Source organism: Micromonospora sp. MA102 (assembly GCF_025460765.1).
In the GTDB taxonomy this organism is placed as follows: Bacteria; Actinomycetota; Actinomycetes; order Mycobacteriales; family Micromonosporaceae; genus Micromonospora; species Micromonospora halotolerans.
Map to the genome: position 1 here is coordinate 41,781 of NZ_JAMWEG010000011.1, position 25,747 is coordinate 67,527.

Annotated in this window: 23 protein-coding genes and 2 pseudogenes; 14 read left to right on the forward strand and 11 right to left on the reverse strand. The window is 68.6% G+C overall.

Annotated elements, in window-relative coordinates:
• Window positions 1-6: 6 nt before the first annotated feature.
• Window positions 7-507, reverse strand: coding sequence for a dihydrofolate reductase family protein (locus tag NFX44_RS21740; RefSeq protein WP_262285418.1), 501 nt, complete (start codon window positions 505-507; stop codon window positions 7-9).
• A 698-nt stretch (window positions 508-1,205) separates the two neighbouring features.
• Between NFX44_RS21740 and NFX44_RS21745 the strand changes: the two genes are divergently transcribed.
• The 6 genes from NFX44_RS21745 to NFX44_RS21770 all read left to right on the forward strand — a co-directional run bounded on the left by NFX44_RS21745 (window position 1,206) and on the right by NFX44_RS21770 (window position 8,977).
• Entirely contained in the window at window positions 1,206-1,583 is a 378-nt protein-coding gene (locus tag NFX44_RS21745) for a pilin (protein ID WP_262285549.1), read from the forward strand.
• Between the two features lie 2 nt (window positions 1,584-1,585).
• Window positions 1,586-2,506: a hypothetical protein gene (locus NFX44_RS21750; RefSeq protein WP_262285419.1), complete on the forward strand. Its 921-nt coding sequence runs from the start codon at window positions 1,586-1,588 to the stop codon at window positions 2,504-2,506.
• Entirely contained in the window at window positions 2,503-3,456 is a 954-nt protein-coding gene (locus tag NFX44_RS21755; protein WP_262285420.1) for a PrgI family protein, read from the forward strand. The genes NFX44_RS21750 and NFX44_RS21755 overlap by 4 nt, the downstream gene beginning before the upstream one ends.
• Before the next feature lie 104 nt (window positions 3,457-3,560).
• Window positions 3,561-5,252, forward strand: a complete 1,692-nt coding sequence (locus NFX44_RS21760) for a VirB4 family type IV secretion system protein (RefSeq protein ID WP_262285550.1) — start codon at window positions 3,561-3,563, stop codon at window positions 5,250-5,252.
• Between the two features lie 161 nt (window positions 5,253-5,413).
• On the forward strand, window positions 5,414-7,765 hold the full coding sequence (locus tag NFX44_RS21765) for a DUF87 domain-containing protein (protein WP_262285551.1): 2,352 nt from the start codon (window positions 5,414-5,416) through the stop codon (window positions 7,763-7,765).
• Window positions 7,766-8,047: 282 nt separating this feature from the next.
• Window positions 8,048-8,977 (forward strand): replication-relaxation family protein, encoded by a 930-nt coding sequence (locus NFX44_RS21770; RefSeq protein ID WP_262285421.1) that lies wholly within the window; start codon window positions 8,048-8,050, stop codon window positions 8,975-8,977.
• A 13-nt stretch (window positions 8,978-8,990) separates the two neighbouring features.
• On the opposite strand, the gene NFX44_RS21775 is transcribed toward NFX44_RS21770, so the two are convergent.
• A complete protein-coding gene (locus NFX44_RS21775; protein WP_262285422.1) occupies window positions 8,991-9,503 on the reverse strand; it encodes a hypothetical protein in 513 nt (170 codons plus the stop codon).
• A gap of 357 nt (window positions 9,504-9,860) precedes the next feature.
• On the opposite strand from NFX44_RS21775, the gene NFX44_RS21780 reads away from it, so the two are divergent.
• A complete protein-coding gene (locus tag NFX44_RS21780; RefSeq protein ID WP_262285423.1) occupies window positions 9,861-10,433 on the forward strand; it encodes a hypothetical protein in 573 nt (190 codons plus the stop codon).
• A 67-nt stretch (window positions 10,434-10,500) separates the two neighbouring features.
• On the opposite strand, the gene NFX44_RS21785 is transcribed toward NFX44_RS21780, so the two are convergent.
• The 4 genes and pseudogenes from NFX44_RS21785 to NFX44_RS21800 all read right to left on the reverse strand — a co-directional run bounded on the left by NFX44_RS21785 (window position 10,501) and on the right by NFX44_RS21800 (window position 14,309).
• Window positions 10,501-10,698 carry a hypothetical protein gene (locus tag NFX44_RS21785; RefSeq protein WP_262285424.1) on the reverse strand — a complete coding sequence of 66 codons (198 nt, stop codon included), beginning with the start codon at window positions 10,696-10,698 and terminating at the stop codon, window positions 10,501-10,503.
• Window positions 10,699-11,147: 449 nt separating this feature from the next.
• Window positions 11,148-12,155, reverse strand: coding sequence for a hypothetical protein (locus tag NFX44_RS21790; RefSeq protein WP_262285425.1), 1,008 nt, complete (start codon window positions 12,153-12,155; stop codon window positions 11,148-11,150).
• A 542-nt stretch (window positions 12,156-12,697) separates the two neighbouring features.
• A complete protein-coding gene (locus tag NFX44_RS21795) occupies window positions 12,698-13,054 on the reverse strand; it encodes a hypothetical protein (RefSeq protein WP_262285426.1) in 357 nt (118 codons plus the stop codon).
• A pseudogene (locus NFX44_RS21800) lies at window positions 13,051-14,309 on the reverse strand (IS256 family transposase). Before NFX44_RS21800 ends, NFX44_RS21795 begins: the two are co-directional and overlap by 4 nt.
• Before the next feature lie 548 nt (window positions 14,310-14,857).
• On the opposite strand from NFX44_RS21800, the gene NFX44_RS21805 reads away from it, so the two are divergent.
• Complete coding sequence (locus NFX44_RS21805; protein ID WP_262285427.1) at window positions 14,858-15,214, forward strand: hypothetical protein; 357 nt, start codon at window positions 14,858-14,860, stop codon at window positions 15,212-15,214.
• A 169-nt stretch (window positions 15,215-15,383) separates the two neighbouring features.
• Window positions 15,384-15,599 carry a hypothetical protein gene (locus NFX44_RS21810; RefSeq protein ID WP_262285428.1) on the forward strand — a complete coding sequence of 72 codons (216 nt, stop codon included), beginning with the start codon at window positions 15,384-15,386 and terminating at the stop codon, window positions 15,597-15,599.
• Window positions 15,600-16,094: 495 nt separating this feature from the next.
• Here the strand turns inward: NFX44_RS21810 and NFX44_RS21815 are convergent, their stop codons facing one another.
• From NFX44_RS21815 to NFX44_RS21825, 3 genes are all read right to left on the reverse strand, one after another.
• Complete coding sequence (locus NFX44_RS21815; RefSeq protein WP_262285429.1) at window positions 16,095-16,574, reverse strand: hypothetical protein; 480 nt, start codon at window positions 16,572-16,574, stop codon at window positions 16,095-16,097.
• Between the two features lie 183 nt (window positions 16,575-16,757).
• Window positions 16,758-17,807 carry an IS110 family transposase gene (locus tag NFX44_RS21820; protein WP_262285430.1) on the reverse strand — a complete coding sequence of 350 codons (1,050 nt, stop codon included), beginning with the start codon at window positions 17,805-17,807 and terminating at the stop codon, window positions 16,758-16,760.
• A 412-nt stretch (window positions 17,808-18,219) separates the two neighbouring features.
• Window positions 18,220-18,585, reverse strand: coding sequence for a hypothetical protein (locus tag NFX44_RS21825; protein ID WP_262285431.1), 366 nt, complete (start codon window positions 18,583-18,585; stop codon window positions 18,220-18,222).
• A gap of 326 nt (window positions 18,586-18,911) precedes the next feature.
• Here NFX44_RS21825 and NFX44_RS21830 point away from each other — a divergent pair, with 326 nt between their 5' ends.
• Window positions 18,912-19,409: a YcxB family protein gene (locus NFX44_RS21830; RefSeq protein ID WP_262285432.1), complete on the forward strand. Its 498-nt coding sequence runs from the start codon at window positions 18,912-18,914 to the stop codon at window positions 19,407-19,409.
• A gap of 891 nt (window positions 19,410-20,300) precedes the next feature.
• Here NFX44_RS21830 and NFX44_RS21835 read toward each other — a convergent pair.
• Window positions 20,301-20,834, reverse strand: a complete 534-nt coding sequence (locus NFX44_RS21835; protein ID WP_262285433.1) for a hypothetical protein — start codon at window positions 20,832-20,834, stop codon at window positions 20,301-20,303.
• Between the two features lie 277 nt (window positions 20,835-21,111).
• Here NFX44_RS21835 and NFX44_RS21840 point away from each other — a divergent pair, with 277 nt between their 5' ends.
• The 4 genes and pseudogenes from NFX44_RS21840 to NFX44_RS21855 all read left to right on the forward strand — a co-directional run.
• On the forward strand, window positions 21,112-22,869 hold the full coding sequence (locus NFX44_RS21840; RefSeq protein WP_262285552.1) for an IS481 family transposase: 1,758 nt from the start codon (window positions 21,112-21,114) through the stop codon (window positions 22,867-22,869).
• On the forward strand, window positions 22,866-23,153 hold the full coding sequence (locus NFX44_RS21845; protein ID WP_262285434.1) for a hypothetical protein: 288 nt from the start codon (window positions 22,866-22,868) through the stop codon (window positions 23,151-23,153). Before NFX44_RS21840 ends, NFX44_RS21845 begins: the two co-directional genes overlap by 4 nt.
• 180 nt (window positions 23,154-23,333) lie before the next feature.
• Window positions 23,334-23,741, forward strand: a complete 408-nt coding sequence (locus tag NFX44_RS21850; RefSeq protein ID WP_262285435.1) for a GrpB family protein — start codon at window positions 23,334-23,336, stop codon at window positions 23,739-23,741.
• A gap of 801 nt (window positions 23,742-24,542) precedes the next feature.
• Window positions 24,543-25,019: pseudogene (locus tag NFX44_RS21855) on the forward strand (sulfotransferase domain-containing protein); the annotation flags it as partial.
• A gap of 34 nt (window positions 25,020-25,053) precedes the next feature.
• On the opposite strand, the gene NFX44_RS21860 reads toward NFX44_RS21855, so the two are convergent.
• Complete coding sequence (locus tag NFX44_RS21860; protein ID WP_262285436.1) at window positions 25,054-25,629, reverse strand: DUF6069 family protein; 576 nt, start codon at window positions 25,627-25,629, stop codon at window positions 25,054-25,056.
• Window positions 25,630-25,747: the final 118 nt, after the last annotated feature.

Here is a 25,747-nt window from a genome sequence, read left to right on the forward strand (position 1 = left end):
GCGTGGTCAGCCGGCGGGTACGGTCACCCGCTCTTTCACGATCCGGAACCGCAGGTGCGGGACCGCGTCGGAGGCGATCACCCGCGTGCGCTGCAACTCGATGTGGCCCAGGTCGTCCAGTAGCCGGGTTCCCGCGCCCAGTACGACGGGCACGAGGTTGATCTGCAACTCATCCAGCAGCCCGGCGTGCAGGAACTGCCGTCCCGTCTGGGCGCCCATCACGATCACGTCCTTGTCGTCGGCCGCGTCCTGGGCGGACGTGAGGGCGGTCTCGATGCCGTCGGTGACGAAGGTGAACGTCGCGCTGTTCATGCGGAGTTCGTCCTGGGCCTGGTGGGTGAGGACGAAGGTCGGCGCCGGATACGGGGTGTCGTGCCAGTGGGGCAGTCCGACGTCGAACGTGCGCTTGCCGACCACGACCGCGCCCACTGAGGCGAACGTGGCAGCGATGATCTCCTTGTCGCGCGGGTCGGGTCGGTCGGTGAACATCCACTCGTGTAGCCGCATGCCGCCCTTCCCATGGGATGTTCCGCGCCGATGTCGGGACCGGCGACGAAGCCGTCCAACGACATGCTCTTGTGCAGCACCACCGTGCCCATCGAGACCTCCTAACCGTTGTCTTCAGGGTTGGACCGGCCCGCCTCCCAGAACTCATCGGCGGTGCCAGGCCGGTGCCAGATTCCAGGAGACGGAGCACCGAAGACGACCCGTTCCAGCGCGGCAGGGGCTGGATTCGCGGGACGGGACACGGGTCACCTCGACAGGGAGAACCTGCCAGACGGCGCAGGAAGATCAGGTCAACTGACGGACGTCGCCCTCGCGCCACGCACCTCTACCGAGCCGGCCGGGCATCACGATGCCGGTGGCTGTCAGAGCGGTGTCAGCTCCGGGGGCGTCCGGCAGAGCTGACAAACGCCGGTTTGAGGGTGCGGAACTCTTCCGCCGCGCCACACGAGGCGCTGGGAGGTTCCGCCCGCCGCCGGGCCTGAGATGGGGCTGACGCGAGCCGGGCGCCTCGGGTGCCGTGCCGTGTTGGTGCGCTGACACCTCACCGATTCCCGCCACACCCGACAGGGAGGACGCGCTCCTCCCGAGGGACTGTCGCGACTCGCCGCCGCTGCCGTCTGCAGCGTCCGGCGGCGGCCCATCCGTTTCGACGCCCGCCCCTCGCTGGGTCGAGAGGTGGGCTGGAGGTGAACCGGTCCATGTACCGCATCCGCGCGCGTCTTCGTGCCCTCGCCAATGTCCACGTCCTGCGCCGCCTCGTCACGGTGGCCGTCACGATCGCCCTGGTCGTGGCGGTGCCGGCCGCCGCACACGCCGATCCTGGTGCGCCGGTGACCGTGGCGGTGAACTCGCTGCCGGTGGTCATCGCCAATCTGCGGGCCTGGCTGATCGGCGTTCTCGCCGCCCTGGCCACGTTGTTCCTCGTCCTGGCCGGCGTCTACTGGGCCACCGCCGGCGGCGACCCGGCGCAGGTCGAGCGGGCCAAGGGCGCGCTGAAGAACGCTCTGGTCGGCTACGGCCTGGCCGTTCTCGCACCGGTCCTGTTGCAGGTCGTCCAGGGCATCGTCGGAGGCTGACCATGAGCTGGCTACTCGACCAGATCCTGGACTGGCTGGCCACGGCGATCCTCGCGAGCCTGGACGCCCTGTTCGGGGTGATCAGCAACGCGCTGCTGATCACCCCGAAGGTCACCGCCCTGCCGCAGGTGCAGGCCCTGACCGGCCGTTCGGTGCTCGTCGTCGACACCGTCTTCGTCCTCGCCTTCGTGGCCGCCGGGGTGCTCACCATGACCGCCGGCGGCAGTGAGACCACCCGCTACACCGCCAAAGACCTGATTCCGAGGCTGATCGTCGGGTTCGTCGCCGCGCACTTCTCGCAGCTGTGGTGCGGCATGCTCATCGACCTGGCCAACGCCCTGACCGGCGCGCTCACCACACCCGAGGGCGACAGCGACGGCGCGCTGCGCGCCATCAAGACGCACATCCTCGCCGGGCGCGACACCACGGCGGTGCTGCTGTTCGTGATCTGCGTGGCGATCATCGCCGTCCTCCTCGCGGGCACCGCGTTCAGCGTGATCGTCCGCTTCGCCGTCGTCATCGTCCTGACCGCCTTCGCGCCGCTGGCCCTCGCATGTCACGCGCTGCCGCAGACCGAACCGGTCGCGCGCATGTGGTGGCGCTCCTACACCGGGGTGCTCGCGGTGCCCGTGGTGCAGGGCTTCACCCTCTACGCCGGGCAGTGGATGCTCACCGACCCCGAGCACCTGCTGCCCGTGCTCGGGCTGCCGGTGGATCCGGGCGGCGCGATCAACCTGTTCGTGGTCATGGTCATGCTCTGGACGACGCTGCGCGTGCCGTCCCTGATGCGCCGCTACGCGGCCACGGGCAACAGCGGCCGCGGGGTGAACATGCTCGGCGCGGCAGTGCGGGTCCTCGTCGTGCAGCAGGCCACCCGTTCCGTTCCCGGCCTCGGCCGCGGGCTGAAGGCGGTGGGCCGATGAGCCGCCACGATGACGGCGCAGATGCGGGCCGGGTGCGGATGCCGGCGGACGTCGACGCTCCCGACAAGGTGCTGTACGGGTTGACGTTCCGGCAGCTGGCGTTCCTCGCCGTCGCCGCCCTCGCCTTCTACGGCGCCTGGCGGACCCTGCACACGTTCGTTCCCGCGCTGGTACTGGTCGGCGCGGCTGTCGTGCTCGGCGGTCTCGTGTTCGGCGTGGCCGTGGGCCGGCGGGACGGCCTGCCGCTGGATGTGTGGCTGCTCGCCGCCGTGCGGCACTCTCGAGCGCCGCGGGCGTTGTCGACGACCGACACGACAACCGAGGTGCCCGACTGGGTGCAGGTTCCGGCGTCGAAGGTGACCCTGCCGGCGCCATTGACGCTGCCTGCTGACGCGATCGACGGGGGCGGGGATATTCGCCTGGCCGGAGCGCGGGCGGCGATGGTGGCCGCCACCAGCGTCAACCTCGCCCTGCGCACCCCTGATGAGCAGGCCGCGCTGGTGGACACGTTCGGCCGGTGGCTGAACTCGCTGTCCACGCCAACGCAGATCGTCGTGTCCGCGCAGCCGGTGGACCTGCAGGGCGCCGCCCGCACCCTCGCTGAGGCGGCCGAGCAGCTGCCGCACCCCGCCCTGGCGGACGCGGCGGCCGACCATGCCCGTTTCCTCGACGACCTCGCCACCCGGCGGGATCCGTTGCGCCGGCAGGTCCTCATCGTCACCCGAACCACCGTCGGCGAGCGTGCCGCCCGCCGGCGCGCCGAGGACACCGTCCGCGCGCTGGCCGGCCTCGGCGTCACCACCCGGGCGCTGGACGGCGCGGCCGTCACCGCCGCGCTCGCCGCAGCGGCTGACCCTTACCGGCCGCCCCGGCCCGGCGGCCTCGCGGCCCCCGACGCCGTCATCACCGCGTCCGCGCCCCACCGGCGCCGCCAACCCGAAAGGAGCTGACAGGCATGAAGAAGCGCACGCGATCCCACCCGGGCGGACCGGGCCACCGGGCGCGGGGGCTGACCGCGACGGTCGCCCCCACTTCGGTGGAGGTGACACCGCGGATGCTGCGCGTCGGCGACGGCTACGCCGCCACCCTCGTGGTCACCGGCTACCCGGCCGAGGTCGGCCCGGCCTGGCTCGAGCCCTTGCTGTCCTGGCCGGGCCGCCTCGACCTCGCCCTGCACATCGACCCGCTGCCCGCCCCGATCGCCGCGGCCAGACTGCGCACCCAGCGGGCCCGCTTCGAGTCCTCCCGGCGCGCGGACGCCGAGCGGGGCAAGTTACCCGACCCGAGCGTCGACGCCGCGGCCGATGACGCGGCGGACCTCGCGCAGCGGCTCGCCCGCGGCGCGGCGAAACTGTTCCGCGTCGGCCTCTACCTGACCGTGCACGCCCGCACCGAAGACGAACTCCTCGAAGCGTGCTCCCAGGTCAAGGCCGCCGCCGCGTCCACCCTGATCGAGGTGCAACCCGCCACCTGGCGGCACCTCGCGGGCTGGAGCACCACCCTTCCGCTGGCGACGGACTCGCTGCGGATGCGGCGCACCATGGACACCGCCGCCCTCGCTGCCGCGTTCCCGCTCGCCTCCGCTGATCTGCCGGCGCCGCTGCCCGGCGACCCGCCTGCCGAGGGTGGGGTGCTCTACGGGGTGAACCCGGACTCGCAGGGCATCGTGTGGTGGGACCGGTGGGCGCAGGAGAACCACAACAGCGTCGTCCTGGCCCGCTCCGGCGCCGGCAAGTCGTACTTCGTAAAGCTGGAGATCCTGCGCAACCTCTACCAGCAGGTGCAGGTCGCCGTCATCGACCCCGAAGACGAGTACCCGCGCCTGGCCGACGCGGTCGGCGGCACCGTGGTCCGCCTCGGCGCGTCCGGGGTGAAGATCAACCCCCTGGATCTGCCGGCCGGCGACACCCGCCCGGACGTGCTCACCCGACGCGGCCTGTTCCTGCACACCCTCGTCAGCGTGCTGCTCGGGCAGCAGCCGCCGCCCGCCGAACGGGCGGCCCTGGACCGGGCGATCCTGGCCGTCTACCGGGCCGCGGGCATCACCGCGAACCCGGCCACCCACCACCGGCCCGCCCCGCTCTTGCGCGACCTCGCCAACTGCCTGCAGACCGACGACGACCCCGCCGCGAGGCAGCTCGCCGCCCGCCTCGCGCCATGGGTGCAGGGGTCGTTCTCGGAGCTGTTCGACGGGCCGACCACCACCCGACCGGATGGGCATCTGGTGGTGTGGTCGCTGCGGCACCTGCCCGACGAGCTGCGCACCGTCGGCACCCTGCTCGCCTTGGACGCGATCTGGCTGCAGGTCGACGCCCCCGGCCGGCTGGCCACGCGGCGGCTCGTCGTGGTGGACGAGGCGTGGCTGCTCATGCGCGACGGGGAGGGCGCCCGGTTCCTGTTCCGCATGTCCAAGGCGGCCCGCAAACGCCACGCCGGCCTGACCGTCATCACCCAGGACGTCGCCGACGTCCTGGGCACCGACCTCGGCCAGGCCGTCGTCGCCAACGCCGCCACCCAAATCCTGCTCAAGCAGGCCCCGCAGGCCATCGACGCCATCGGCGAGGCGTTCGGGCTCACCGCCGGCGAGCAACGCCTACTCCTCGCCGCCCGGGTCGGCACCGGACTGCTGATCTCCGGCACCAACCGGACCAGCTTCGACGCCGTCGCCTCCCCCGCCGAGCATCGGCTCTGCACCACGAGCCCGAGCGAGCTGGCCGACCTCGACGACGAAGGAGACGAGCTGTGAACTGGTCCCTCGCCAGCTTCCTGGCCTTGCTGGCAACTGCACCCAGCCCCTCCGCGCCCGGCACCGATGTCCTCACACCATCGACGGGTGCCGCGCGGTGGGTGCTCGACGCCGCCGGCTGGGTGGCGCAGCGGCCATGGCTGCTCGCCGTCGCGGCGAGCATGCTGGTCGCCTTCGTCGCCGGCCGCAACCTGCTGCAGCTGTGGCGGCACCGCCGGCACGCCGCCGGCGCCCGTCTGGTCACCATTGCTCCGCCACCGGAGGTCGACCCGCACGGCGCCGCGGCGTTGTGGGCCAACCTCGCGGGCACCCTCACGCCGTCGCGCCGCCGGAGGCTGCTCTACGGCAGCCCGCACGTGGTGTGGCAGTACTCGTGGACCGGTCGGCGGCTGCTGATCTCTGTGTGGGTGCCCGGCACGGTCGCGCGCGGCGCCCTGGAAGCCGCCGTCCGCGCCGCCTGGCCCGGCGCCGCCTGCGCCGTCGAGGACAGCGCTGCCCCGCCGATGCCGTTGGGTGTGCCGGTGGCGGTGGGCGGTCACCTACTGCCCGCGGCAGCGGAGTGGCTGCCCTTGCACACCGGTCACGACAACGATCCGGTGCGGGCGCTGATGTCCGCCGGCTCCCAGCTCAAGGCTGACGAGTACGCGTGCGTGCAGGTCCTGGCCCGGCCAGCCGCGCCCCGTCGCGTGTCGCGTGCCCGGCGGGCCGCCGCCCGATTGCGCGACGGCAAAACCGCGGTCCCTGGGCTCAACCCGGCCGCTCCCCTGCTGTGGCTCGTCGAGCTGTTCCTGCCCGGCAGCACCGCCGGCCCCGCCCGATCAGCTCCGGCCGGGCGGCGCGACCCGGGCGTGGAGCGCGATGTGCGGGCGATCCTAGACAAGACCTCCCACCCGCTGTGGGAGACCGCCGTGCGCTACGCCGTCGGCAAGGACAGCCGGCGCGGAAGCACGAACCAGCGGCCCCGGCTGCTAGGCGTCGCCGACACGATCGCGTCCTCCTTCGCGATCTATTCGGGCCGCAACCGCCTCGTCCCTCGTACCCCCATGTCGTCGCCGGTCGTGGTGCTGGCGTCGCGGCGTCTCGGCGGCGGGTTCCTCACCTGCACCCCGGAGCTGGCCGCGCTCGCCGCGTTGCCCCGGGACCTGGCCGTGCCCGGGCTGGATCGGGCGCGGGCGAAGTCCATGCCCGCCCCGGTCGCCGTGCCCAGCGGCGGGCGCGGCACGAAGGTAATCGGCAACGCCCAGGTCGGCGGCCACACGGTGGCCCTGGCCGTGCCCGACGCCCGCTACCACCTGCACGTCGTGGGGGCCACCGGCTCCGGGAAGACGACGTTGCTGGTCAACATGGCCGTCGACGACATCACCGCCGGCCGCGGCACGGTGGTCATCGACCCGCACGGCGACATGGTCCTGGACATCCTCGACCGGCTCCCCGCATCGGTCGCGGACCGGGTGGTGCTGTTCGACCCCGACCAGCCCAACCCGCCGACGATCAACCCGCTGTCCGGCGACGACCCGGATCTGGTCGTGGACAACCTGGTGTCGATCTTCGGGAACATCTTCGCCAAGGCGTGGGGCCCGCGCATGGACGACGTGATGCGGGTGGCGTGCCTGACCCTGCTGCGGCACGCCAACGTCACCCTGCAGCACATCCCGCCCCTGCTCAACTCCGCCCAGTTCCGCTCGGCGATGACCGTTGACCTGGACGACCCGGCCGGCCTGTCCGGGTTCTGGCAGTGGTACGACGAGCTCAACCCCGCTCTGCGCTCCCAGGTCATCGGACCGGTGCTCGCCCGTCTCCGGGCGTTCCTGCTGCGGGACTTCGTCAAACGCACGATGCGCTACCCGCGCTCGAGTTTCGACATGGGTGAGGTCCTCGACGGCGGCGCACTGCTCGTGCGCATCCCCAAGGGTCAGCTCGGAGAGGACACCAGCAAGCTGCTCGGGTCCCTGGTGCTGGCGCAGGTGTGGCAGGCCGCCACCGCCCGCGCGCGCATCGCCCCCGACAAGCGGCGTGACGCCACGCTCATCATCGACGAGGCGCAGAACTTCCTCACCCTCGCCAACAGCCTGGACACGATGCTCGCCGAGGCCCGCAAGTATCGGCTGTCCCTGGTTCTCTCGCACCAGGACCTCGCCCAATTCCCGAAGGACCTCCTCGCGGCCGCGTCCGCGAACGCCCGCAACAAGATCTATTTCTCCTGCGCGCCGGAGGACGCGCGGGTCCTCGCGCGGCACACTCTGCCGGAACTCGACGAGCACGACCTGACCCACCTCGACGCCTACACCACCGCCACCCGCCTAGTCGTGGGCGGCCGACAGACGCCGGCGTTCACCATGAGGACCCGCCCACCCAAGCCGCTAATCGGCGAGGCGACCGCGATCCGGCAGGCCGCCGCGCGCGCCGTCCCGGCGCAGGACACCGGCGCGATCGACGCCCTGGTCGACCGCTACTCAAAGCCACCCCAGCAAACCCGCGCGCCCCATGTGGAGAGCGACAAGGCCAGGCCTTGAGGCCCGGCTGACCGCAAAGGGGTCGCCCGGTGTGACCAGGTGGCCGGGCTGACAGAGGTTCCTTCGGCGTCTGTCAGGCGCCTGGCGGGGGTTTCCGTCGCCCCTTCCGCAGACGCTTCCTCCGCCCTTCACCACCAAGGGCTGACTGCCGTTGACCGATCAGCGCGGGCAGGCCTGTCAGTGCAGCACACGGCGACGCACCGGCACGGTCACCACCACCTCTGAATCCAGACACCCCTCCAGCGGAGGGGATCCACTTCCTCCCTGAAGGGATGTCCGCTCATGTCTACCGATCGACCTGTCTTCCCTCCTCGGTCATCCAACCCCCGGCTTCTCGCCTCGCGCAGCAACACCAGCCGCCGCTCCCGTCTGGAGCACCTGCGTCGACTCACGCTGCGCGACCGTCAGCTCCTCGCCTGGCTGGCCGAGCACTATGTGCTCTCGGCAGACCAGATCACCGAGGCGGCGTTCACCTCTCGCCGTTCTGCCCGGCTACGGCTGGCCACCCTGCACGGCATCGAGGCCGTCAGCCGCTTCGTCGACATCACCACCGGCGACGGCCAGTACCTCTACGCCCTCGGTCCCCTCGGCATGCTCGTGCACCCCACCGCCTACAACGACCCGGACCGGCCCGACGCCCGGCCCCCGCGCAGCAGCATCGAGCGCACCGAACGCATCGTCGGCAGTTGCCGCCTCGCCCACCTGCTCGGCACCAACCAACTGTTCGTCGACCTCCTCGCTCACGCGCGCAGCCACCAAAACGCGTGGCTGGCGAGGTGGTGGTCCGAGCAGCACGCGACCGCCGCCTACGCCGTCGCCGGCATCCGGCCCGACGGGCACGGCGTGTGGTGCGTCGGGGAGCACCAGCAGGTGGGGTTCTTCCTGGAGCACGACAACGGCACCGAACCGCTCGCCGTCGTGCTGCGCAAGCTGCGCGGCTACGAACGCCTCGCCCAGTTCGGGCCCCGCTACCCCGTCCTGCTGCGCGTGCGCAGCCGACGCCGCGAAGCCAACCTCCTACGCGCCCTCGCCGGCGTGCCCACCGCCATGCCCGTCGCCACCGGCATCCACGACGAGCACCCCGCCGGACCGGCCTGGACACTGACCACCGAGCCCGGGCTGCGCCGCTGGCTACACGAGCTGCCCAGCGACCACGGCCCCGACAACCCCGCCACCAACCCCCACCGCTTCACCCACCCCGACGACGACTAGCCAGGTGTCGCAATCAACCCTGCTGGCGCGGGTCACCGCTCGACAGCGCCTGCAGCCACGGGTCGTCCGGCCCACTCGACAGGTGCTGAGCGTAGCCAGGGCCGAGGATGAGGTAGTCGATGAACCCGGCAAGGTCGTCCGCCAGCTTCGCGAAACTGGCCAGCTCAACGTCCGTGTACCACACGACGTTCAGATCGGAGAACCACCACACCTCCCCCGTTGCACGTTCGACCAGAACGGGATTCTCCAGCAAGTCCGCGACCGCGCACCACCGCGCGGCACCGCCCGGCAAGTCGTCGGCCACCCACGGCGTCTGCCGCACGGAGGCTGCTGACCACAGCCGGATATCGCCGGTGCCTCCACATACAGCCCCGTCGGCAAGGCGCAGGAACTCGGCGTAGCCGGAGGCGATGTCGTCGAGTGGCTCGTCTGGCGAGATCGGTGGTGGCAGCTCCAGGGGCCCGTACGGTGGTGGAAGACGCCCCAGAACCACGGCGATTCGACGGACCGAGTCGGTCAAGGGCATGGGCCTCATTCTCTAGTGCGTGTTCGCGGACGCTCACCAGACGTGCGGTGGTTGTTATGAATCCCGCATGGTGGGTGAGCGACCCCCTTCCTGAAGGTGGTGGGGCAGGACTCCGCGGACCAACTGATCCTCGGGCCGCCCGGTGTGGGCCGGAGGCTCGGGCTCGATGGCTCGATGGCTCGATGGCGCGGATGTACGGGTGTAGCGCCAGCGTCAGAGGGCTTGTCGTACACCCGTGGTACTCGTAGTCCGCAGACCTGTGCGCTTGGCCGACTGGATCGTCCACTCATCTCGGTCTCGATCAGGTCGGCGCGGTGGTCGAGATATCGAGGCATGCCCCCGATCGGAAGGTAGACGGTGACGACCTACGAGGCGACGTTCCAGCACTGCGAGTTGATCCGCCGAAAGATCAATGATCTGAGTGTGCGACTCGTGGAAGCCCAGGCACAGCTCTACACCGCCATCAACCGCGAGTATCGCGACGGACGGTTGGACATGGACGATCTCGCGCTCATCTATGAGCGGGCGCGTGGGCTGGGACCTGGGTTCACCACGAGGTGGGATGAGCACATGTCGGTCCCCGCAGGCACAGTGCAGTATCACTGGCGCAACCGAGTCAAGACACGACCAAACGCGCCCGGGGGTACCCACTGGCAAGGGTGCTATCCGTACGAGCCGGACACGATTACACCTCCTCGTGGACAGGCGGTCGTCTACGTGCTGTACGACGTCGATGCGCGTCCAATCTATGTCGGAAGCACGAAGGTGTTCAGAGATCGGATGCGGAGCCACCGGAGGGACGGCAAGCCCATGACCTCCTGGTTGGCGTACCCGTGCGATAGCCGGGAGGCGGCATACCTGCTCGAGAGCAAGCTCCTCGACGAGTGTCGGCCCTCTATGAACCGGACGGGCCGCGGTGCGGCAGCTTGAGCGTCCGGCAGGTTGTTCCAAACCGATCGGAAGCCGCTCGACAGTGACCCGGCCTGAGCTCCCATGCCTAGAAGACAACCACGTCCAGGAGCTGACCGGTGTTGGCCCCGGCTTCGACCCCATCGGGCACCAAACCGTCCTCCCGGAGCACGCAGATCCAGGTCACCTCGGACCATCCCTCCGGCAGTTCCTTAGCAAGCGACGACTCGCAGATCTCAATCAGCGGCCAAGGCACCCTGAGCTGGCTGGGCGGCCGCTCGTCCATGGCCACCTAACGGCAAACGACCTTGAGCCACACCAACCAACCCGGCGGCCCGGAACACCATCCAGACACAGGGACCCTAAGGAACGACCTTGGCCCATCCGGGGAGGCTGGTGGCCCTTGTGGTGCCCGACGAGGTGATCCCGCGGCGTCTCTGAGGAGGACCGGGGTTCGGGGCGGAGGCCGAGGTCTTCACAGGTTTTGTCGTCCTGTCAGGGTGGCCGGCCGGTCCGGCCGATGCCGGCCGGAGGTTGCCAGCAGGCCGGGGCCGGAGCGGCGCGGCCGTTTTGCGGGCCGCCTAATCCTGCAGAGAACAATGCGGCAACCGAGGTGCAAGACAGCGGTCCTGTCACGACACGTGCTCGGCAGTCGCCATCAGATGCTTCACCCGCATCGTGGCTTGCTGCTTGGGCCGGGACGAAATTATCGCCAGTCCAGAAGTGATGCAGTCATCATCCTGGGCCACCCGCCTTGGCTGGCTCCTGGTGGCCTTCTCCCGGATCCCGTGTCAAGACCGCAAGGCCTCTTCGTAATCGTCCGATCATCGCTGGATTCTTTGCCATGAACGTCGCCGCCGCCACACCCCCGCTGATGACGGCGGCTCCGAGCAGGACATTGCCGTCAAGCATTTGGGTCACGCCCACACCAATGACTGCCATCCCGTCAGCGAAGACCGCCACCCCGAAGAGGACTTCGCTCCTCAGGAGCCGAGCGACGCCGCCAGCGCTGAACGCCACGCCCGCAGCCGTGGCTGCCGCCCCAAGCAGGGCGTTGCCGTCTACCAACTGCGTCACGCCCGCGCCGATGACGGCCACACCCCCGCCGATGACCGCCACGCTGAACATCATCTTGCGGCGGAGCAGCCGGGCCACACCCGCACCGATTACTGCGAGCCCGCCAGCAATACCCGGCACGCTCCCCTCGATGGCCAATGCGCCGGACGGGGCTTTGCCGCGAATGAGCTGGGCAACACCGATACCGGCCATAGCTGCCCCCGCACATATCAACGCCGCGTGAAACAGGACTTCCCTCCCCAACAGGCGCGCCGCACCCGCACCGATGACAGCCGCACCGGCGGCGAGGACCGCCATTCCGAGTAGGACGTCACCGTCGATCAGCTGGGCCACACCCAGACCGATTGCCGCTACACCCCCACCGATGACTCCCGCCCAGAGCAGAAGCGCACCGGTGGCTTCGTGCCCCGCAGGAATCAGGATGGCGATGGCGCACATGGCAGCAGCGGCGAGGGTTACAGAGGCTGCCCAAGCGGCAGGGCCGAGGGCGGCTATTATCGTGCATGCCAGGGCCAAGGCCAGCAGGATCCGAGGGGTGTACCGAACGAGGGGGGCCCGAGGAGGCAGCCTTCGTAGAAATGAGGCTGCGGCCAGGACAGCTGCGCCAGCAGCCACAGCCGCCGCCCCCTGATACCCGAAGTCGTTGCTCAAGACGTTGATGCCCATACCACCCGCCGCGCCACTCAGCGCGGCAGCAAGCTGGCGTCGCCAGTCCACCTGAGGGCGCTCACCCGCATCGTGGCTACTCATCGACTGCCAGTCGTCTCGGAGTGAGCATCGCGAGCATAGCTTCGGCGCCCGCCTGGATGATCCTCTTCCGCTCGGCGCGCCGGCGTGCGGGTGTGCGGGTGTCCTCGCCGATGATCTGTCCGGGCCACCGATACAGCAGGCCCGGTTCGGCAAAGTAGCTGCGGCTGGTGATGTGAGCGCGAAGATCAGGCCGGTGGCCTCGGAGCCTCATGCGCACTGGCCCTTGCCACGACCAGCCTCGGCGGTCGCATTCTGCCTTGGCGGTCCTGCGCACATCGGCCAGCGAGGCGTGCCACCACTTCATGCCAGGGATAGTGCCAGCAGTGCGACCGTCAGGGAACCAGTGGCACGCGATGGCGCACGAGATTCAACACAGAGAAGAGGTGGGAAGTGCCCAGTGCGACGATCACGCGGTCTGGATGAGCCATCATGGTTGGAGCGGGCGACGGGAGCAATTGTCAAGACTTGTGGGTCGGCCGGTTGCTGGTCTTGAGACGGCGGATCTCTGCGATCAACCTGGGTATGTCTTCACGGGCGTGTGCGATGAACAGGGCGTTCTCGTCCCAGCGCTCGTCGGCGCAGTCGATGTAGCGGTTGGGGAACTGGACGAGGGTGGCAGCGACCATTTCACCCGCGGCGAAGTCCGGCCAGCTCTCACCACGACCTGTGTCGGATGTCGTGCTGACCGCGACCAAATTGGCGGCGTGGTCGTCGTCGAGGAGCCGAACGTGCCAGGGGCCAGGTGTAGCAGCTGCCGCTCGCTCTTCGATGGCGGCTAGCTCTTCCTCGGTAATGGCATTGTCTCGCTGATTCACGCTGCCACCTCCTGGTAGGGGCGCTCAACGAGGTGGCCGTTGCGGAAAGTGGCGCCGGCGCGGACGAGGGCGACCAGGTGCGGGGCGTTGACCGCCCGCCATCGCTGCTGCGCGGACTCGATGAGTTTGAACGCCATGGCCAGCCCGGCGGCGCGGCTGCCCGGCCCTTTCGTGACGCGGGTGCGGTGGCGAACCGTGGCGAAGGTTGACTCGATCGGATTCGAGGTACGCAGGTGGATCCAGTGCTCGGCGGGAAAGTCGTAGAACGCCAGCAGCTCGTCGAGGTCGTCGACGACCTTCTTTATCGCCTTGGGAAACTTGACGCCGTAAACCTCGGCGAACCGCTTCGCCGCGGTGCGGGCATGCTGCTTGTCCTCGGCGTTGTAGACCTCGGCAAGAGCCGCCTTCACGCCCGGATGGGCATACTTGGGCATCGCCGCCAGAACGTTGGCGACCTTGTGCACCCAGTCCCGCTGGACGCGGGTGTCGGGGAAGACCTCCCGCAGCGCGGCCCAGAACCCCAGTGCACCATCGCCGACGGCCAGGACTGGGGCCCGCATGCCTCGCCGGGCGCAGTCGCGTAGCAGGTCCGCCCACGACCCAGTCGACTCCCGATAGCCGTCGGCGAGAGCGACCAACTCCTTGGTGCCATCGGCGTGCACACCGATGATGACTAGCAGACACAGCTTGTCCTCGTCCAGGCGCACGTTGACGTGGATGCCGTCGGCCCACACATACACGTAATCGACGCCCGACAGGTCTTGTTGGCAGAAGACGTAGTAGTCGTCGGTCCACTGCTTGGTCAGCCTCGTGATCGTCGCCGAGGACAGCCCTGCGGCCGAGCCCAGGAACGACTCCAGCGCCGGTACGAAGTCGCCGGTCGACAGCCCGTGCAAGTACAGCAGCGGCAATACCTCGGCCACCTTCGGCGACCTACGGCACCACGGAGGAAGGATCACCGACCGGAACCGCTTGCGCTCACCAGTGTTCGCATCGATCCGCTTGTCGTCGACCCGAGGGGTCTGCACTCCACGACGCCGGCCGAGGTCATCACCTGTCGCGGCTGCGCGTGACCGCTTCGCACCACCATCCGCCGGCCCCGCTGGTCACGCTCGTCGGCCAGCTCGGCCAGATACGCGTCGACCTCCGCCTCCAATGCGGCGGCCAGCATCCGCCGCGCACCTTCCCGAACCACATCATCCAGCAGCGAGACGCCCTCGCGCCTCGTCCCGTCCTCCGCGACTACAGTCAGCACCGGGCGTGCCTTCCCGACCGACGCGCCAACGTCGGCCTTGCTCGAGACCTATCCGATCATCGGGAAGGTACGCCCTTCCCGACCGATCCACAGGTTCTGAGCATTGCTCCCAAACATGTGCCAGGGCTCGAGAGCCCCTATGGCCGAGAGGATAGGGTCCCCTTCGCAACACCGCTGTCCCCTGCGAGCCTCAGTTCGGAGGAGCGTGCTCAAGCGGTCGTGTTGCCCGAAACGCCTGCGGGCGGCGGCTGGGCCGGTTGCGTCTCGTGCCCGCTCGCGCCCGCTGCGCGCCACGGTTACTGGCCCATGGATGGCCCATACCGGCATTGGGATTAGAAGAAGATCGCGGATGGCTGGTTGAGCGGCCGTACGCCTGGCCAGTTCGTCGGTAGTTGTCGGGCGAGGCAGCGTAGGCGGACGGGCTTGGCTGTACGGATGGGTGTGCCGATCCCCTAGCCTGGCATCGTCTGAGGGAGGCGTATGGGTACCTGGGGCGAGGGTCCGTTCGATAGCGATGGGGGGAGGACTTCCTGGACTCGCTTGAGGAGTTGACGCCGGACGCCCGCCTTGGCGTGGTGTCCCGGCTTCTCCGATCCGCCACCGTCCCGCTCTCCGAGTGGCCGCGCGATCTTTGGGACACCGAGGTCATCGCGGCCGCAGCCGTCATGGCCGTCAACATCTCCGGCGATGATCCGTTCGATGCAGAGCAGGAAGTGACGGCGTGGCTTCCGAAGCCACTGCCAGCAGAGCTACTGAGCCTTGGACTGCGCGCGATCAAAGAAGCAACCGCCGAAGGTGGCCCTTGGGCTCAAAGTTGGACGACTGATAAAAGCCGCGCGGACGCCCTGGGCACCATCGCGCGCATCCGCAGCGTCCTTGCCAGCGGGATGCGGCCGTACGAGTAGTGCCCACCCCTCCGGCAAGTGGCGGCCGCCAGTCTGCCTCCATCCTCCGGACAGGTGCTAAGTACTACGGCGCGCGGTCGGGGTCAAGGGTGGCCGTAGGCCATCGGTGTGCCGACGCGCAGCGCCCTTGACGCCGGCCGGGTGGCGTAGAGAATCGGGCACCCGGTGGATGAGTTACGCCCTGGTCCTCGTCGTCATCGAACGGACCCTCGCCGCAGCCTCTGGCGCGAGCACTCGCGAGCTGATGCAGCGAATGGGGCACGCGAGCATGCGTGCGGCGTTGATCTACCAGCACGCGACCAGCGAGCGGGACCGCGAGATCTCCTCTGCCATGGACCGGCGGATCGCCCGGCAGACTCGGCGCAAGGGCGGCCAGAGCGGCTAATGGCCCACGGGTGGCCCGCAAGATCGGAACGGGGAGTGGCCGAGCGGCCCAGGATCGGGGGATGCAGCCTCTGACCTGGGTCGGATGCTGTTGGAGCGGGCGACGGGAATCGAACCCGCACCGTCAGTTTGGAAGGACGAAGATCACGGCCTGCATGGACCTGGTGGGCCAGGCCAGCCGCAGGACGTGGGGATCGTTCGTGCCCGCTGATGACCGCTGGAGGTACGGGCTACTGGCACGTGGGTGGCACGGATGACTACGCATACGAGATCAAGTTGCCCACCACGGTCTACCTGCCCCAATCTCGTCTGGCCTGCGGAAACCCCTCTCGATATCTCTCAGCGCCGGCCGCCGGGGCTCGCCCTCTTGAGGACTGGATGAGGACCGAGATGCAGCAGGCTCATGACCGTCTGTCCGTCGTTGTCGGGCCGTTGGCGATCGCTCGGTATGGGCCGCGCCTGCCTGTGCCTCTATTCCGGCCTCACGCACCGGCTGCTACCAGAGGTCCAGTAGCATCGGCGGTACCTGACAAGCCAGGCCTACATGATTCATGCGATCGGTGATCGGAACCCCATCGTCCGTCGGCACGGCAAAGCGTCGCTTGCCTCCGGCGGCGAGGTCCCGGGCATACTGCTCGCGGACCTCGATAAGGGCTTCCCAGTCCGATAGCCAAGCGGCGGTCGGCCGGTCATCATCAAGCCGTTTGCTTCCTAAGCCCCGCACGCGTGCCACCATGGCAACCACCGCGGCATTCTGGTCCCGGATCGAGCGAACCCTCACGTCGATGGCAGCGTTGGAAGGTGCAGCCCTCGCGGCGACGGCCGCCTGCATGGTGGTGCAGGCGCTCTCCGCAACCTCGGCGACCTCGGGACTGTCAATCAGTTCGGGACGGTCATGGTTCGCATAGAGCCACCAGCCGGCGCAGGAAAGGAGGATGAAACTTGCGGCGACAACTGCGACCACCACTACGGCCACGGCCACGATTATCCCCTGACGTTCCGAGCGAGCATCGACGTCAACTATTGGCGGCGGGGGCACGGGCGTCATGACTGCATCCTGTCGCCCCTGTCAACATTCAGTCGGTGCCAGCGGTGGGGCCTGGCTGTACGGACGGCTGTGCGACGGACCGGCGCTGACCATCTGACGCTTCTATGTTTGTCAAGCGGCAGCCATGTTGAGGCTGCGGTAGAGCTCGCGGGCGATGTAGCGCTTGAGACAGCGGCGGATTTCGGGGTCGGATATGCCTTCCGATCGGCGGCGGGTGACGTATGCCTGGGTGCGGGGACAGGTGCGCCATCGTGTGAGCAGGATGTCGTGTAGGGCTCGGTTGAGGGCACGGTCGCCGCCGCGGTTGAAGCGGTGACGCACGATCCTGCCGCTGCTGGCCGGGATCGGACTGGCACCAGCAAGCGCGGCGTAGGCGGCTTCGTTTCGGCAGCGACCGGGATGAGACCAAGACACGATGGCCTGGGCGGCGCTGACGGGACCCACACCATGCTTGGCCAGCAGATCGGGCGCGAGGTCGGCAACCAGGTTGGCGAGTTGGGCCTTGTTGTCGGCAAGGTCTCGACCTACGGCGCGGACCGCCAGGGCCAGACGGCGTGCTTCGGCGCGGCGCACCGCCTGCTCACGGGTCTGGTCGCGAGGGCCACGACGGCGAGCGATGTGGGCCAACCGTTCGGAGGTCAGCGAGCCGCGAGACAACGTTCGGTCCGCCTCATCTCCGGTCAGTAGCAGCGCACGCAGACGATTCACGGCCCGTGTTCTGGTGGCGACCATCTCCCGCCGAGCACTGAGCAGAATCCGTAATGCCTCCCGATCGCCGTCAGCCCGCGGCGTCGGCAGCCTCTGGGCGTCCAGGCGCAGGGCGTGCAGCGCGGCCAGCCGAGCATCGATCGGATCAGACTTGCCCCGCCGCCGCTCGACCCGGCGTGGACGTTCGACCTCCACCACCATCAGCCCCGCCGCGGTCAGCGCCCGCGCCAGCCCGATCCCGTAGCTGCGGGTGCCCTCCAACGCGACAACGACGCGTGGGCCCGGGGCGTGCTCGCCGATCCACGCCAGCGCTTCGGCGAAGCCGGCCTCATCGTTGTTGATGCTCAACGTGGCGATGTGCACGCCACTCGGCGCAGTCAGCTCCAGAGCATGGGAATCGCGGTGAGTGTCGCCGCCGATGACGGCATCTACGACGTCTGCCAGCATGGGCATACGGCCTCGGTCTCCTTCCAGGCAGGGGCCAGGGGTCGGCGCCGGCCTGGGTGGAGTCATCGAGCGGCACATCTGTGAGGAGTCACGCGTTGCAGCGCGGACAGGCTTCTTATCAAGCCAACCCGGTGGGCCAGGCCGGTGCCGGCGCTGCCGAGGACAAGTCAGAAGAAGAGCACGCAGCTCCGCGGCGAAATCCGTAGCGAGTCATCCGACAACACCGGCACCGATCCTGGCGGCAGTCCACCCAGAACCGCCAGACGTGACACTCACTGATCCGTAGGAGCGTCCCGCATACACCGTCACCCGCCTCGCCTCCCCGCTGGCTCGTGGCCGACGTTCATCCGGTGGCCGCTGTTGGCGTCGCGCTGGGGTCAGGCTGGGGTCAACGAGCGCCAGTGTCTGTGATCTTGATCTACGCCGACGACAGCCAGAGGCCGGGCAGCGCCATGCCCTCGGGAACGCCGTCGAGGATCAGGGAGGCGTTTACGCCAGCCGGAGCAACCCGCGGATCGATGGACCTGGTGCAGAAATGCCTGACGCCCCGCACGGTGACCCTGTGCCGCAGCGCGCCCTCGTTTAGCCAGAGGAGATCGCCCTCGCGGATGTCCTCCAGCTCCGGGCGCCCGGTGACCACGAGGCCGACGCGAGGAACCGTCAAGGAGTCAGCGATGAGCATCCGAGTCACGGTGACCTCCTTGAGAGTCTCGCTTCCGCCCAGCCGGCCTCTAAGCATGGCCCCCAGGCTGTCCGCTTGGGAATTGTCGATCTCCAGCAGCAAACCGGCTTGGCAGCCTGGTTTCGGCAGTCTTTGTGGCCTCGGCTGGCCCCTGCTGTCCTCGCCCAATGGCACGCCGGGTGCCCGCCGCGACCGCCGGCCGGAAGCGATCGGCGACCCCTGCCTTGCAAAGATCAAGCCTGTTGGCTGTCGACGTCTGCCATTGCGGCTGACCTGCTCGTCTCGTCGCCCCGCGTCGGCGTTTGACGGTCGCAATCGCTCGGCTTGGCTGTACGGATGGCTGTACGGCGGTGTCACCAATGGCAAGATCTCGGTGCACGTCGTCGTATGCCCTGGCTCATGCTGAGGCCAGTTTGGAGGAAGCGCCCATGGAGATCCGGGTCAACAAGCCGTACGATCCCGCCCGGCTGCTCGCTGACCTACGGATCATCTACGGCGACACCCTGCACCTCACACGATCCTTCGCCGCAGCCGCGGTGGCCGTCGGTGTTGGCGGTGCAGTGCTGCTCCTGACCTTTTCGGGCATGAGTGGCCTCGTGGTTCTCCTACTGGCGCTGGCGGCCTACGGCGTCTACCTCGGCTTCGGCCATTCGCGATCTCTACGGCGTGCAGTGTCCAACCTCCCCGAGATCTGCCAGCACGAAGCGCTTCTCACCGTGACCGAGGATCGGATCATCCAGGAGCACCCTTCGATCCGTAGCGAGATTCTGTGGACAGCGATCACCCGTGTCGTAGAAACAGACGCTGGCTGGCTGCTGTTTTACGGCTCTCGGCAGGCTATCTCTGTGCCTAAGGAGGGCATGGACGAGGACCAGGAGCTGCAGTTCCGGACCTTCCTCACTACGCACACGCCGGTGGCAGCCTGAGAGGTGCGAGGTCAATGGGGTGCCGCCGACCTACACATTACGAGATCAAACTGCCCGTCCCGCCGACCTGGCCACACGGCGATCAAGCAGCGGAAACGCCTCTCGATACCTCTCACCACTCGCCCGCCATCCGCCGACCTCTTGCGGACCAGATGCGGACTGGTCCAATCGGGAGACGAGCGCCGCTGCCCCGTTCCTGCGATCTGTGCACGCTCCTGCGCCGATGAGGCATTCAACAAGCCGCCGGCGAGTCGTGATCGGTGTAGCCCTGGCACTGCCGTAGCCTTGTTGATCTACTCGGCGATCACACAGAAGTCCTATTGGACGGGCGTGGCTGCGTCCTTGCCGGCAGCTGCGGCCGTCCTCCTAACGGCGGTAGCGGCAAACCGACGAAACGAACGCAAGTAGTAAGGCCGTTAGCTCGGGCCAGAGCCCCTGGCGGACTACAGCACCGTCAGTTTGAAAGAGCGTGCTCAACCGGCCGTGATGCCCGAAACGCCTACTCGCGACGGTGGGCGGGCCAAGTCTCGTGCCGCTGGTGACCGCTCGCACCCGTGGCTACTGGCCCATGGATGGCCCGTGTCGCCACGCTGCCCCCATCCCCCGGATAGGTGCCAGAGACTGCGGCACCCGGTCGGGGTCAAGGGTGGCCGGAGGCCATCGGCTTGCCGACGCGGAGCGCCCTTGACGCCGGGCGGGTGGCGTAGAGGATCCGGCACCCGGGGGATGGTTACGGCCTGGTCCTCGTCGTCAGCGAACCGCGGGCGGTGCGCACCGAGGCTCGGGGGCAGGCAGCTCTGCTGCGCGGCAGCGATCGCCCCAACCTCGACGGCGAGCAGCCAGGACGGCGCTCGGCCCGCCTCACCATGCCGCCGGTTGACAACCGCTCGATTACGCCTCGTCGTACGCGTCGCCGTGGCTGGGCGCGAGAGTCGGATTCGCGCCGTCTGTGCTGAGAAGCCAGCGGAGCAACTCGGGAACTGATGTAGCGGCGACAGGCATCTCGCCGGCTAGGCCGTAGGTATCCCAACCGACCAGGTAGCAGCGTCCCTCCCGGGTCGGGTGGAGGTCGATCACGACGTGCGGGTCTGTGGATGCCCCGCCGCCGTCAGCGATGACGTAACAGCCGTTGGTCAGATCGTCCGGCGCCTCGGTCTCGACCTCTCGCGCGACGGCCTCAGTCAGCAGTCGGGGACTCGCCGGCACGAGGTCGTCGGGTCCGCAGATTCGCCATCGGTAAGGGCCGTCGCGGAACAGCCAGGCCCCGCCGCACAGCTCGTAGAACTCCCGCAGGTCGTGCGTGATGTAGAGTCCTCGGCCTGCCACAGCACCACCTGTCGGCGGCAGGACAGAACATCCATGGGTGCGCGCGACCTGATCGAGCAAGTCACGCAGCTCCCGGGCAACCCTCCCGGAATCCGTCACGTCAGAACGATAGGCCCCATGTGGCCGGCCGGCCCGGCCGATGCCGGCCGGAGGTCGCCAACAGGCCGGGGCCGGGGCGGCGCGGCCCGCTTGCGGGCCGCCTTGATTCATTAGAGGCCAATTCGGCAACGTACGGGCGGTAGTTGGTGTCCCGTCACGGAACATGCTTGACACTCGCGTCCCACCAGATGCTTGACATGATCGATATTCGGCTTCCTCATCGCGTGATGGTTGCGGGCATCACGGGCTGGGGAGGCCGGGATTGGCGCTGGTGGAGTTGTCGATCGTGGAACAGCGGTATCGGGCTGTCCTCGCCGTGCAGGCCGGAGAACCCGTGGTGGAAGTGGCGGCCCGGATCGGGGTGTCCCGGCAGACCATCCATTCCTGGCTCGCCCGCTATGCCGAAGTGGGACTCGCCGGGCTGGAAGACCGATCCCGCCGGCCTCAGGGGTGTGCTCATCAGGCGCCGGCGGAGGTGGAGGCGTTGGTGTGTGAGCTGCGCAGGCTTCATCCGCGGTGGGGCTCCCGGCGGATCGCGTTCGAGCTTGGGCGGCATGGGTGTCCGGAGCCGGCGCCGTCGCGGATGACGGTGTATCGGATCCTGGTCCGCCACGGTCTGATCGAGCCGGCCAAGCGTCGCCGGGGCCGCAAGGACTATGTGCGGTGGCAGCGGGCTCGGCCGATGGAGTTGTGGCAGATGGACATCGTCGGCGGGATCATGCTCGCCGACGGCACCGAAGCCAAAGTCGTCACCGGGGTGGACGACCATTCCCGGTTCTGCGTCATCGCCCAGGTCGTCAGGCGGGCCACCGGCCGGGCCGTCTGCCTGGCCTTCGCCGCCGCCCTGCAACGGTTCGGGGTGCCCGAGGAAGTGCTCACGGACAATGGCAAGCAGTTCACCGACCGGTTCGGCAAGGGCGGTGAGGTGATGTTCGACCGGATCTGCCGCGAGAACGGCATCATCCACCGGCTCACCCAACCCGCCTCCCCGACCACCACTGGGAAGGTGGAACGGTTCCACCAGACCCTGCGCCGGGAACTCCTCGACGAGGTGCCAGTCTGGCCCGACCTGGACACCGTCCAAGCCGCCGTCGACGCCTTCCGGCACGAATACAACACCGACCGGCCGCACCAGTCCCTGGACATGGCCTTCCCCGCCGACCGGTTCACCCCCGCCCCAGAGCAGGTGGTGCCGGTGAAACTGCCCGCCCGGCTCACCCAGCCCGTCGACCAGCCCCTCGTCTCCCCGCCGATTCCGATCCCGGCGGTTCAGCTCGTGCCAGGGGCGGTGGAGTTCGACCGCGTGGTGCCGCCCTCGGGAAACCTGCAGGTCGCGGGCAAGCAGTTCTGGCTCGGCCCGGCCCGATCCGGAGTGACGGTCACGTTCTGGGCCGACACCGACGTCATTCACCTCCTGATCGCCGGCACCCGCATCAAGTCGGTGCGCTCACACCTGTCCGCCGCCGACCTCGCCATCCTGCTGCGCCAGGGTGGCCGGCCAGCTGGGGAACCGCCCCTGCCGCCGGCGCCACCGGGCGAGGCGATCGAGGTTGACAGGACCATCAGCCGCGGCGGTCACGTCTCCCTCGGGCAGCACATCGTCCTGGCCGCCGAAATCCTCGGCGGGCAACGCGTCGGCATCCGCATTGACACAACCACGCTGAGCTTCTTCGACCTGACCACCCGGGAGCTACTACGCACCCGACCGAACCCGCTCAGCACCGCCGAGGTGGCTCGGCTGCGGGGCGCCCGACCCGCCGGCCCGCCGCCGCAACCTGCGGCCCGACCGGTGCAGGTGCAACGCCGCGCCTCCAACAGCGGCGTGGTCATGGTGGTCGGGCAGAAAGTCGCCCTCGGCCGAATTCACGCCCGCAAGACCGTCACCATCGACGTCACCGACACTGAGCTGTCCATCGCCTGCGACGACGGCATCCGCACCGTCCGACGCACCACCGACCAGCCCGTCCGCAACATCAAAGCCAGCCGACCCCGAAAGACCGACTCCCTCTACAGAACAGGCACGATGACCCGATGAGCAGCGCATACGAGACCGGCAGGTTCGCCAACATCCGCCCCGACGAGGTCGACCACGTCAACACCAACACCGAGGCCGCCGAGATCGTCGGGCGGATGCTCACCGACCTCCGCGCGCACCCCACCGAGTGGGAGAACCACACCCTCGAACGCTTCCTCGCCGCACTCGAGTCCTCGCTCAAAGCTCTGCCCTGGCTCTACCGCAACCGCGGGGACGACTTCCCCGACCAACCGACCTGGAAGCAGTTCACCGAGGCCCTCGTCATGGCCACCGGCCGCGAGTAGCCCTCGTCGAAGCAAGATCCCTAGACCAACCGTCAAGCATGTGCTGGGACGGATTCGTCAAGCATGTGGTGGGACTAGACAACGGGCGGTAGTTGGTGTCCTGTCACGGGAGATACTTGACATGATCGCCGGCCTATTGGTGGGGCTGCCGGGAAGCGGCCGCCCTGACAGAGTGGCGGCATGCCGGACAGCAATAGCAGCGATTCGCACGAGGCCAACGCGGGCGTCCACATTAAGCCCTGCGACCCGGCGTGGCCCGAGCGGTTCTCTGCCGAGCCCAGCGTGGTCGGCCAGTCCATCGGTGCCTGGATCACTGGCGGCATCCACCACGTCGGCAGTACGGCGGTGCCCGGGCTCGCCGCCAAACTAGTCATCGACATCATGGTGGACGTCGCGGACCTGAAGTCGTCGCGCCCGTGCATCGAGTTGCTGAAGCCTTTGGACTACTGCTACTGGCCCTACCTCGCTGAGGTTATGCACTGGTTCTGCAAGCCACGCCCCAGCCACCAGACCCAGCACCTGCACCTCGTCCCGACCGGCTCGCCGCGTTACCTCAACGACAGCCCAGTTTCACTCCAGTCCGGCTAGCCAATCGAGGAGCCGGCGAAGCGACCACCGTGCCGTTGAGCCAGGGCGGACAGGGCTTGGACCCGCGCCTCGAACGCTGGGCCAGGAATGAGTTCGGGGAAGGCGACAACGAGCTGCCAGTGGAGCCCTGCCGCTAAGTAATCATTGCTTGTCATCGGACGGCCTGCCTCCCCCGGCAGGTACGTGGCCAACCGCCGCGGGCCCAGCTCCGTCAACTCTGCCCGGCATGCTTGAACGGCCGAGGCACTCGGCAGGTCGATGCCGTACGTGGTCTGGCGCTCCGCCGCTGCGGGATACTCGTCACCGTGTCCCATGGCCCAATGCAAGCGCTGCGCCAGATCGTGAAGAAGAAGGTTGAGATCGCCCTCTGAGGCTCCTGCTGGCAACGGCCCATGCTCGGTCAGCCGCCGGATCAACCACTGCGTCACGACAGGTGGGAGCTGCTTCGCCGCCAGATGCCCATGCAGGACCACGGTCAGTCCGAGGATCGTCGATAGGTCCTCGTGTGGCAGGGGCCGCGTAACAGGCTTCACGTGGCCAACCTATCGGCCGTAACCAAGACGACCGTCACATGTTGAAACGGAACTTAGAGCGCTGTCGCGCCACCAGCGCGAGCGCTGCTCGACGCCAGCTCACACCGTGTCTCGGGCTGCCTCCCTTCGGCGCTTGTCGACGACGCCTCGCGGTGTCTTGTCCCCCTGTGAGCCCACTGCCGGGCGCCGGCGTTGCTGCGTTTCGCCGCGCTGCAATGCCCACAGCACCCTGTGACTTGCTTCGGCGGCCGCGCCTAGGCTGCTGCCCATGATCGTGTGGGTGTCCTCGTTTCCACGCTCGGGAAACACGTTCCTCCGCATCCTGCTGCACCGTCTATGCGGCGTACGGACGTCCGTCGTATACGACGTCGACGGCGTCGCCACACGCTTGGGCGCGTCCGTGGTCGGGTTCGAGGAGCGGCCTGCGGCAATCCGCGCGATGCGGACTGCCGAGCAGGTGCACTTTGTCAAGACGCACAGGCAGCGCGACGACGACGTCGACGAGTCGGACCGAGCCATCTACCTCGTCCGCGACGGCAGAGACTCGCTGGTCTCATGGGCTCGGCTCAACAGCGAAGGGAAAGGTCGCGAGTTCGAGACCGAACTGAGAGCGATGATCAACCGAGAAGACACGGTCGGGACCGGGAGTTGGGGGCAGAACGTGCTTAGCTGGCTGCTGCCACCAGCACCCCATCGGGTCATGCTCAGGTACGAAGATCTCGTACGTGAGCCGCGAGCATCCGTCCAGCGGGTGATGGCGCAACTACTGTTGTCCGGGATCACGCCTCGGGTCGACGTGGGCATTCCATCGTTCGAGGAGTTACACGCAATCCAGACCGGAACTCGGCCGCCCGTCGTGCTGCCCGCTGCGCGGAGCTGTCACTGGTTGGCTGGCTCGGCCAGCCTTCCGCACCCGCCGGGACGGCCGGGGAGTGACTGAGCCTGCGGGTGACGGCGGGGATGACGATGGCCGCGGCGAAAATGTGTGCCAGGGCGAGCATCACCTTGGTCGAGGTCGCGGTGGCCCCGGCGAGGAACGGCCCGGCCAGGGACAGCACGGTCAGTGCGATGGTGGTCCGCAGGTAGGTGCGTGCCGGGCGGCGGCCGTGCCGGGCGAGCAGCACCGCGAGGATGGTCCCCCAGAACACCGCGACTGCCGTGCCCATGGCGAACATGCCGATGGTGATCGGCCTCGAGACGGAGGCACCGATATTGCCTGCCTCCATCGGTACCCCTACCGCGCGGGCCGCCAGGCCGTAGAGTTCGGTCGCGGTGGCCGCGGCCAGTCCGGCCAGCGCGCTGACCTGCCACACCGGCCGCGTCGCAAGGATATCGGTTCCTGTCCTGGTACCCATGATGGTGCTCCCTCGTTCTCGCAGTGATGTGCCGTTGCCAGTGGAACGGAGCGGTGCTGCCGGGCTCGACATCGCCGGCGGAGAAAATCTCCGGTACGGATGTCGAGGCTGGCGCGCC

Excerpts from the sequence above, each read along its gene's own strand:
- NFX44_RS21740 (WP_262285418.1), bottom strand. The coding sequence starts at position 507 with ATGCGGCTACACGAGTGGATGTTCACCGACCGACCCGACCCGCGCGAC.
- NFX44_RS21745 (WP_262285549.1), top strand. The coding sequence starts at position 1,206 with ATGTACCGCATCCGCGCGCGTCTTCGTGCCCTCGCCAATGTCCACGTC.
- NFX44_RS21750 (WP_262285419.1), top strand. The coding sequence starts at position 1,586 with ATGAGCTGGCTACTCGACCAGATCCTGGACTGGCTGGCCACGGCGATC.
- NFX44_RS21755 (WP_262285420.1), top strand. The coding sequence starts at position 2,503 with ATGAGCCGCCACGATGACGGCGCAGATGCGGGCCGGGTGCGGATGCCG.
- NFX44_RS21760 (WP_262285550.1), top strand. The coding sequence starts at position 3,561 with ATGCTGCGCGTCGGCGACGGCTACGCCGCCACCCTCGTGGTCACCGGC.
- NFX44_RS21765 (WP_262285551.1), top strand. The coding sequence starts at position 5,414 with ATGCTGGTCGCCTTCGTCGCCGGCCGCAACCTGCTGCAGCTGTGGCGG.
- NFX44_RS21770 (WP_262285421.1), top strand. The coding sequence starts at position 8,048 with ATGTCTACCGATCGACCTGTCTTCCCTCCTCGGTCATCCAACCCCCGG.
- NFX44_RS21775 (WP_262285422.1), bottom strand. The coding sequence starts at position 9,503 with ATGCCCTTGACCGACTCGGTCCGTCGAATCGCCGTGGTTCTGGGGCGT.
- NFX44_RS21785 (WP_262285424.1), bottom strand. The coding sequence starts at position 10,698 with ATGGACGAGCGGCCGCCCAGCCAGCTCAGGGTGCCTTGGCCGCTGATT.
- NFX44_RS21790 (WP_262285425.1), bottom strand. The coding sequence starts at position 12,155 with ATGGGCATCAACGTCTTGAGCAACGACTTCGGGTATCAGGGGGCGGCG.
- NFX44_RS21810 (WP_262285428.1), top strand. The coding sequence starts at position 15,384 with ATGAGTTACGCCCTGGTCCTCGTCGTCATCGAACGGACCCTCGCCGCA.
- NFX44_RS21820 (WP_262285430.1), bottom strand. The coding sequence starts at position 17,807 with ATGCCCATGCTGGCAGACGTCGTAGATGCCGTCATCGGCGGCGACACT.
- NFX44_RS21830 (WP_262285432.1), top strand. The coding sequence starts at position 18,912 with ATGGAGATCCGGGTCAACAAGCCGTACGATCCCGCCCGGCTGCTCGCT.
- NFX44_RS21845 (WP_262285434.1), top strand. The coding sequence starts at position 22,866 with ATGAGCAGCGCATACGAGACCGGCAGGTTCGCCAACATCCGCCCCGAC.
- NFX44_RS21850 (WP_262285435.1), top strand. The coding sequence starts at position 23,334 with ATGCCGGACAGCAATAGCAGCGATTCGCACGAGGCCAACGCGGGCGTC.
- NFX44_RS21860 (WP_262285436.1), bottom strand. The coding sequence starts at position 25,629 with ATGGGTACCAGGACAGGAACCGATATCCTTGCGACGCGGCCGGTGTGG.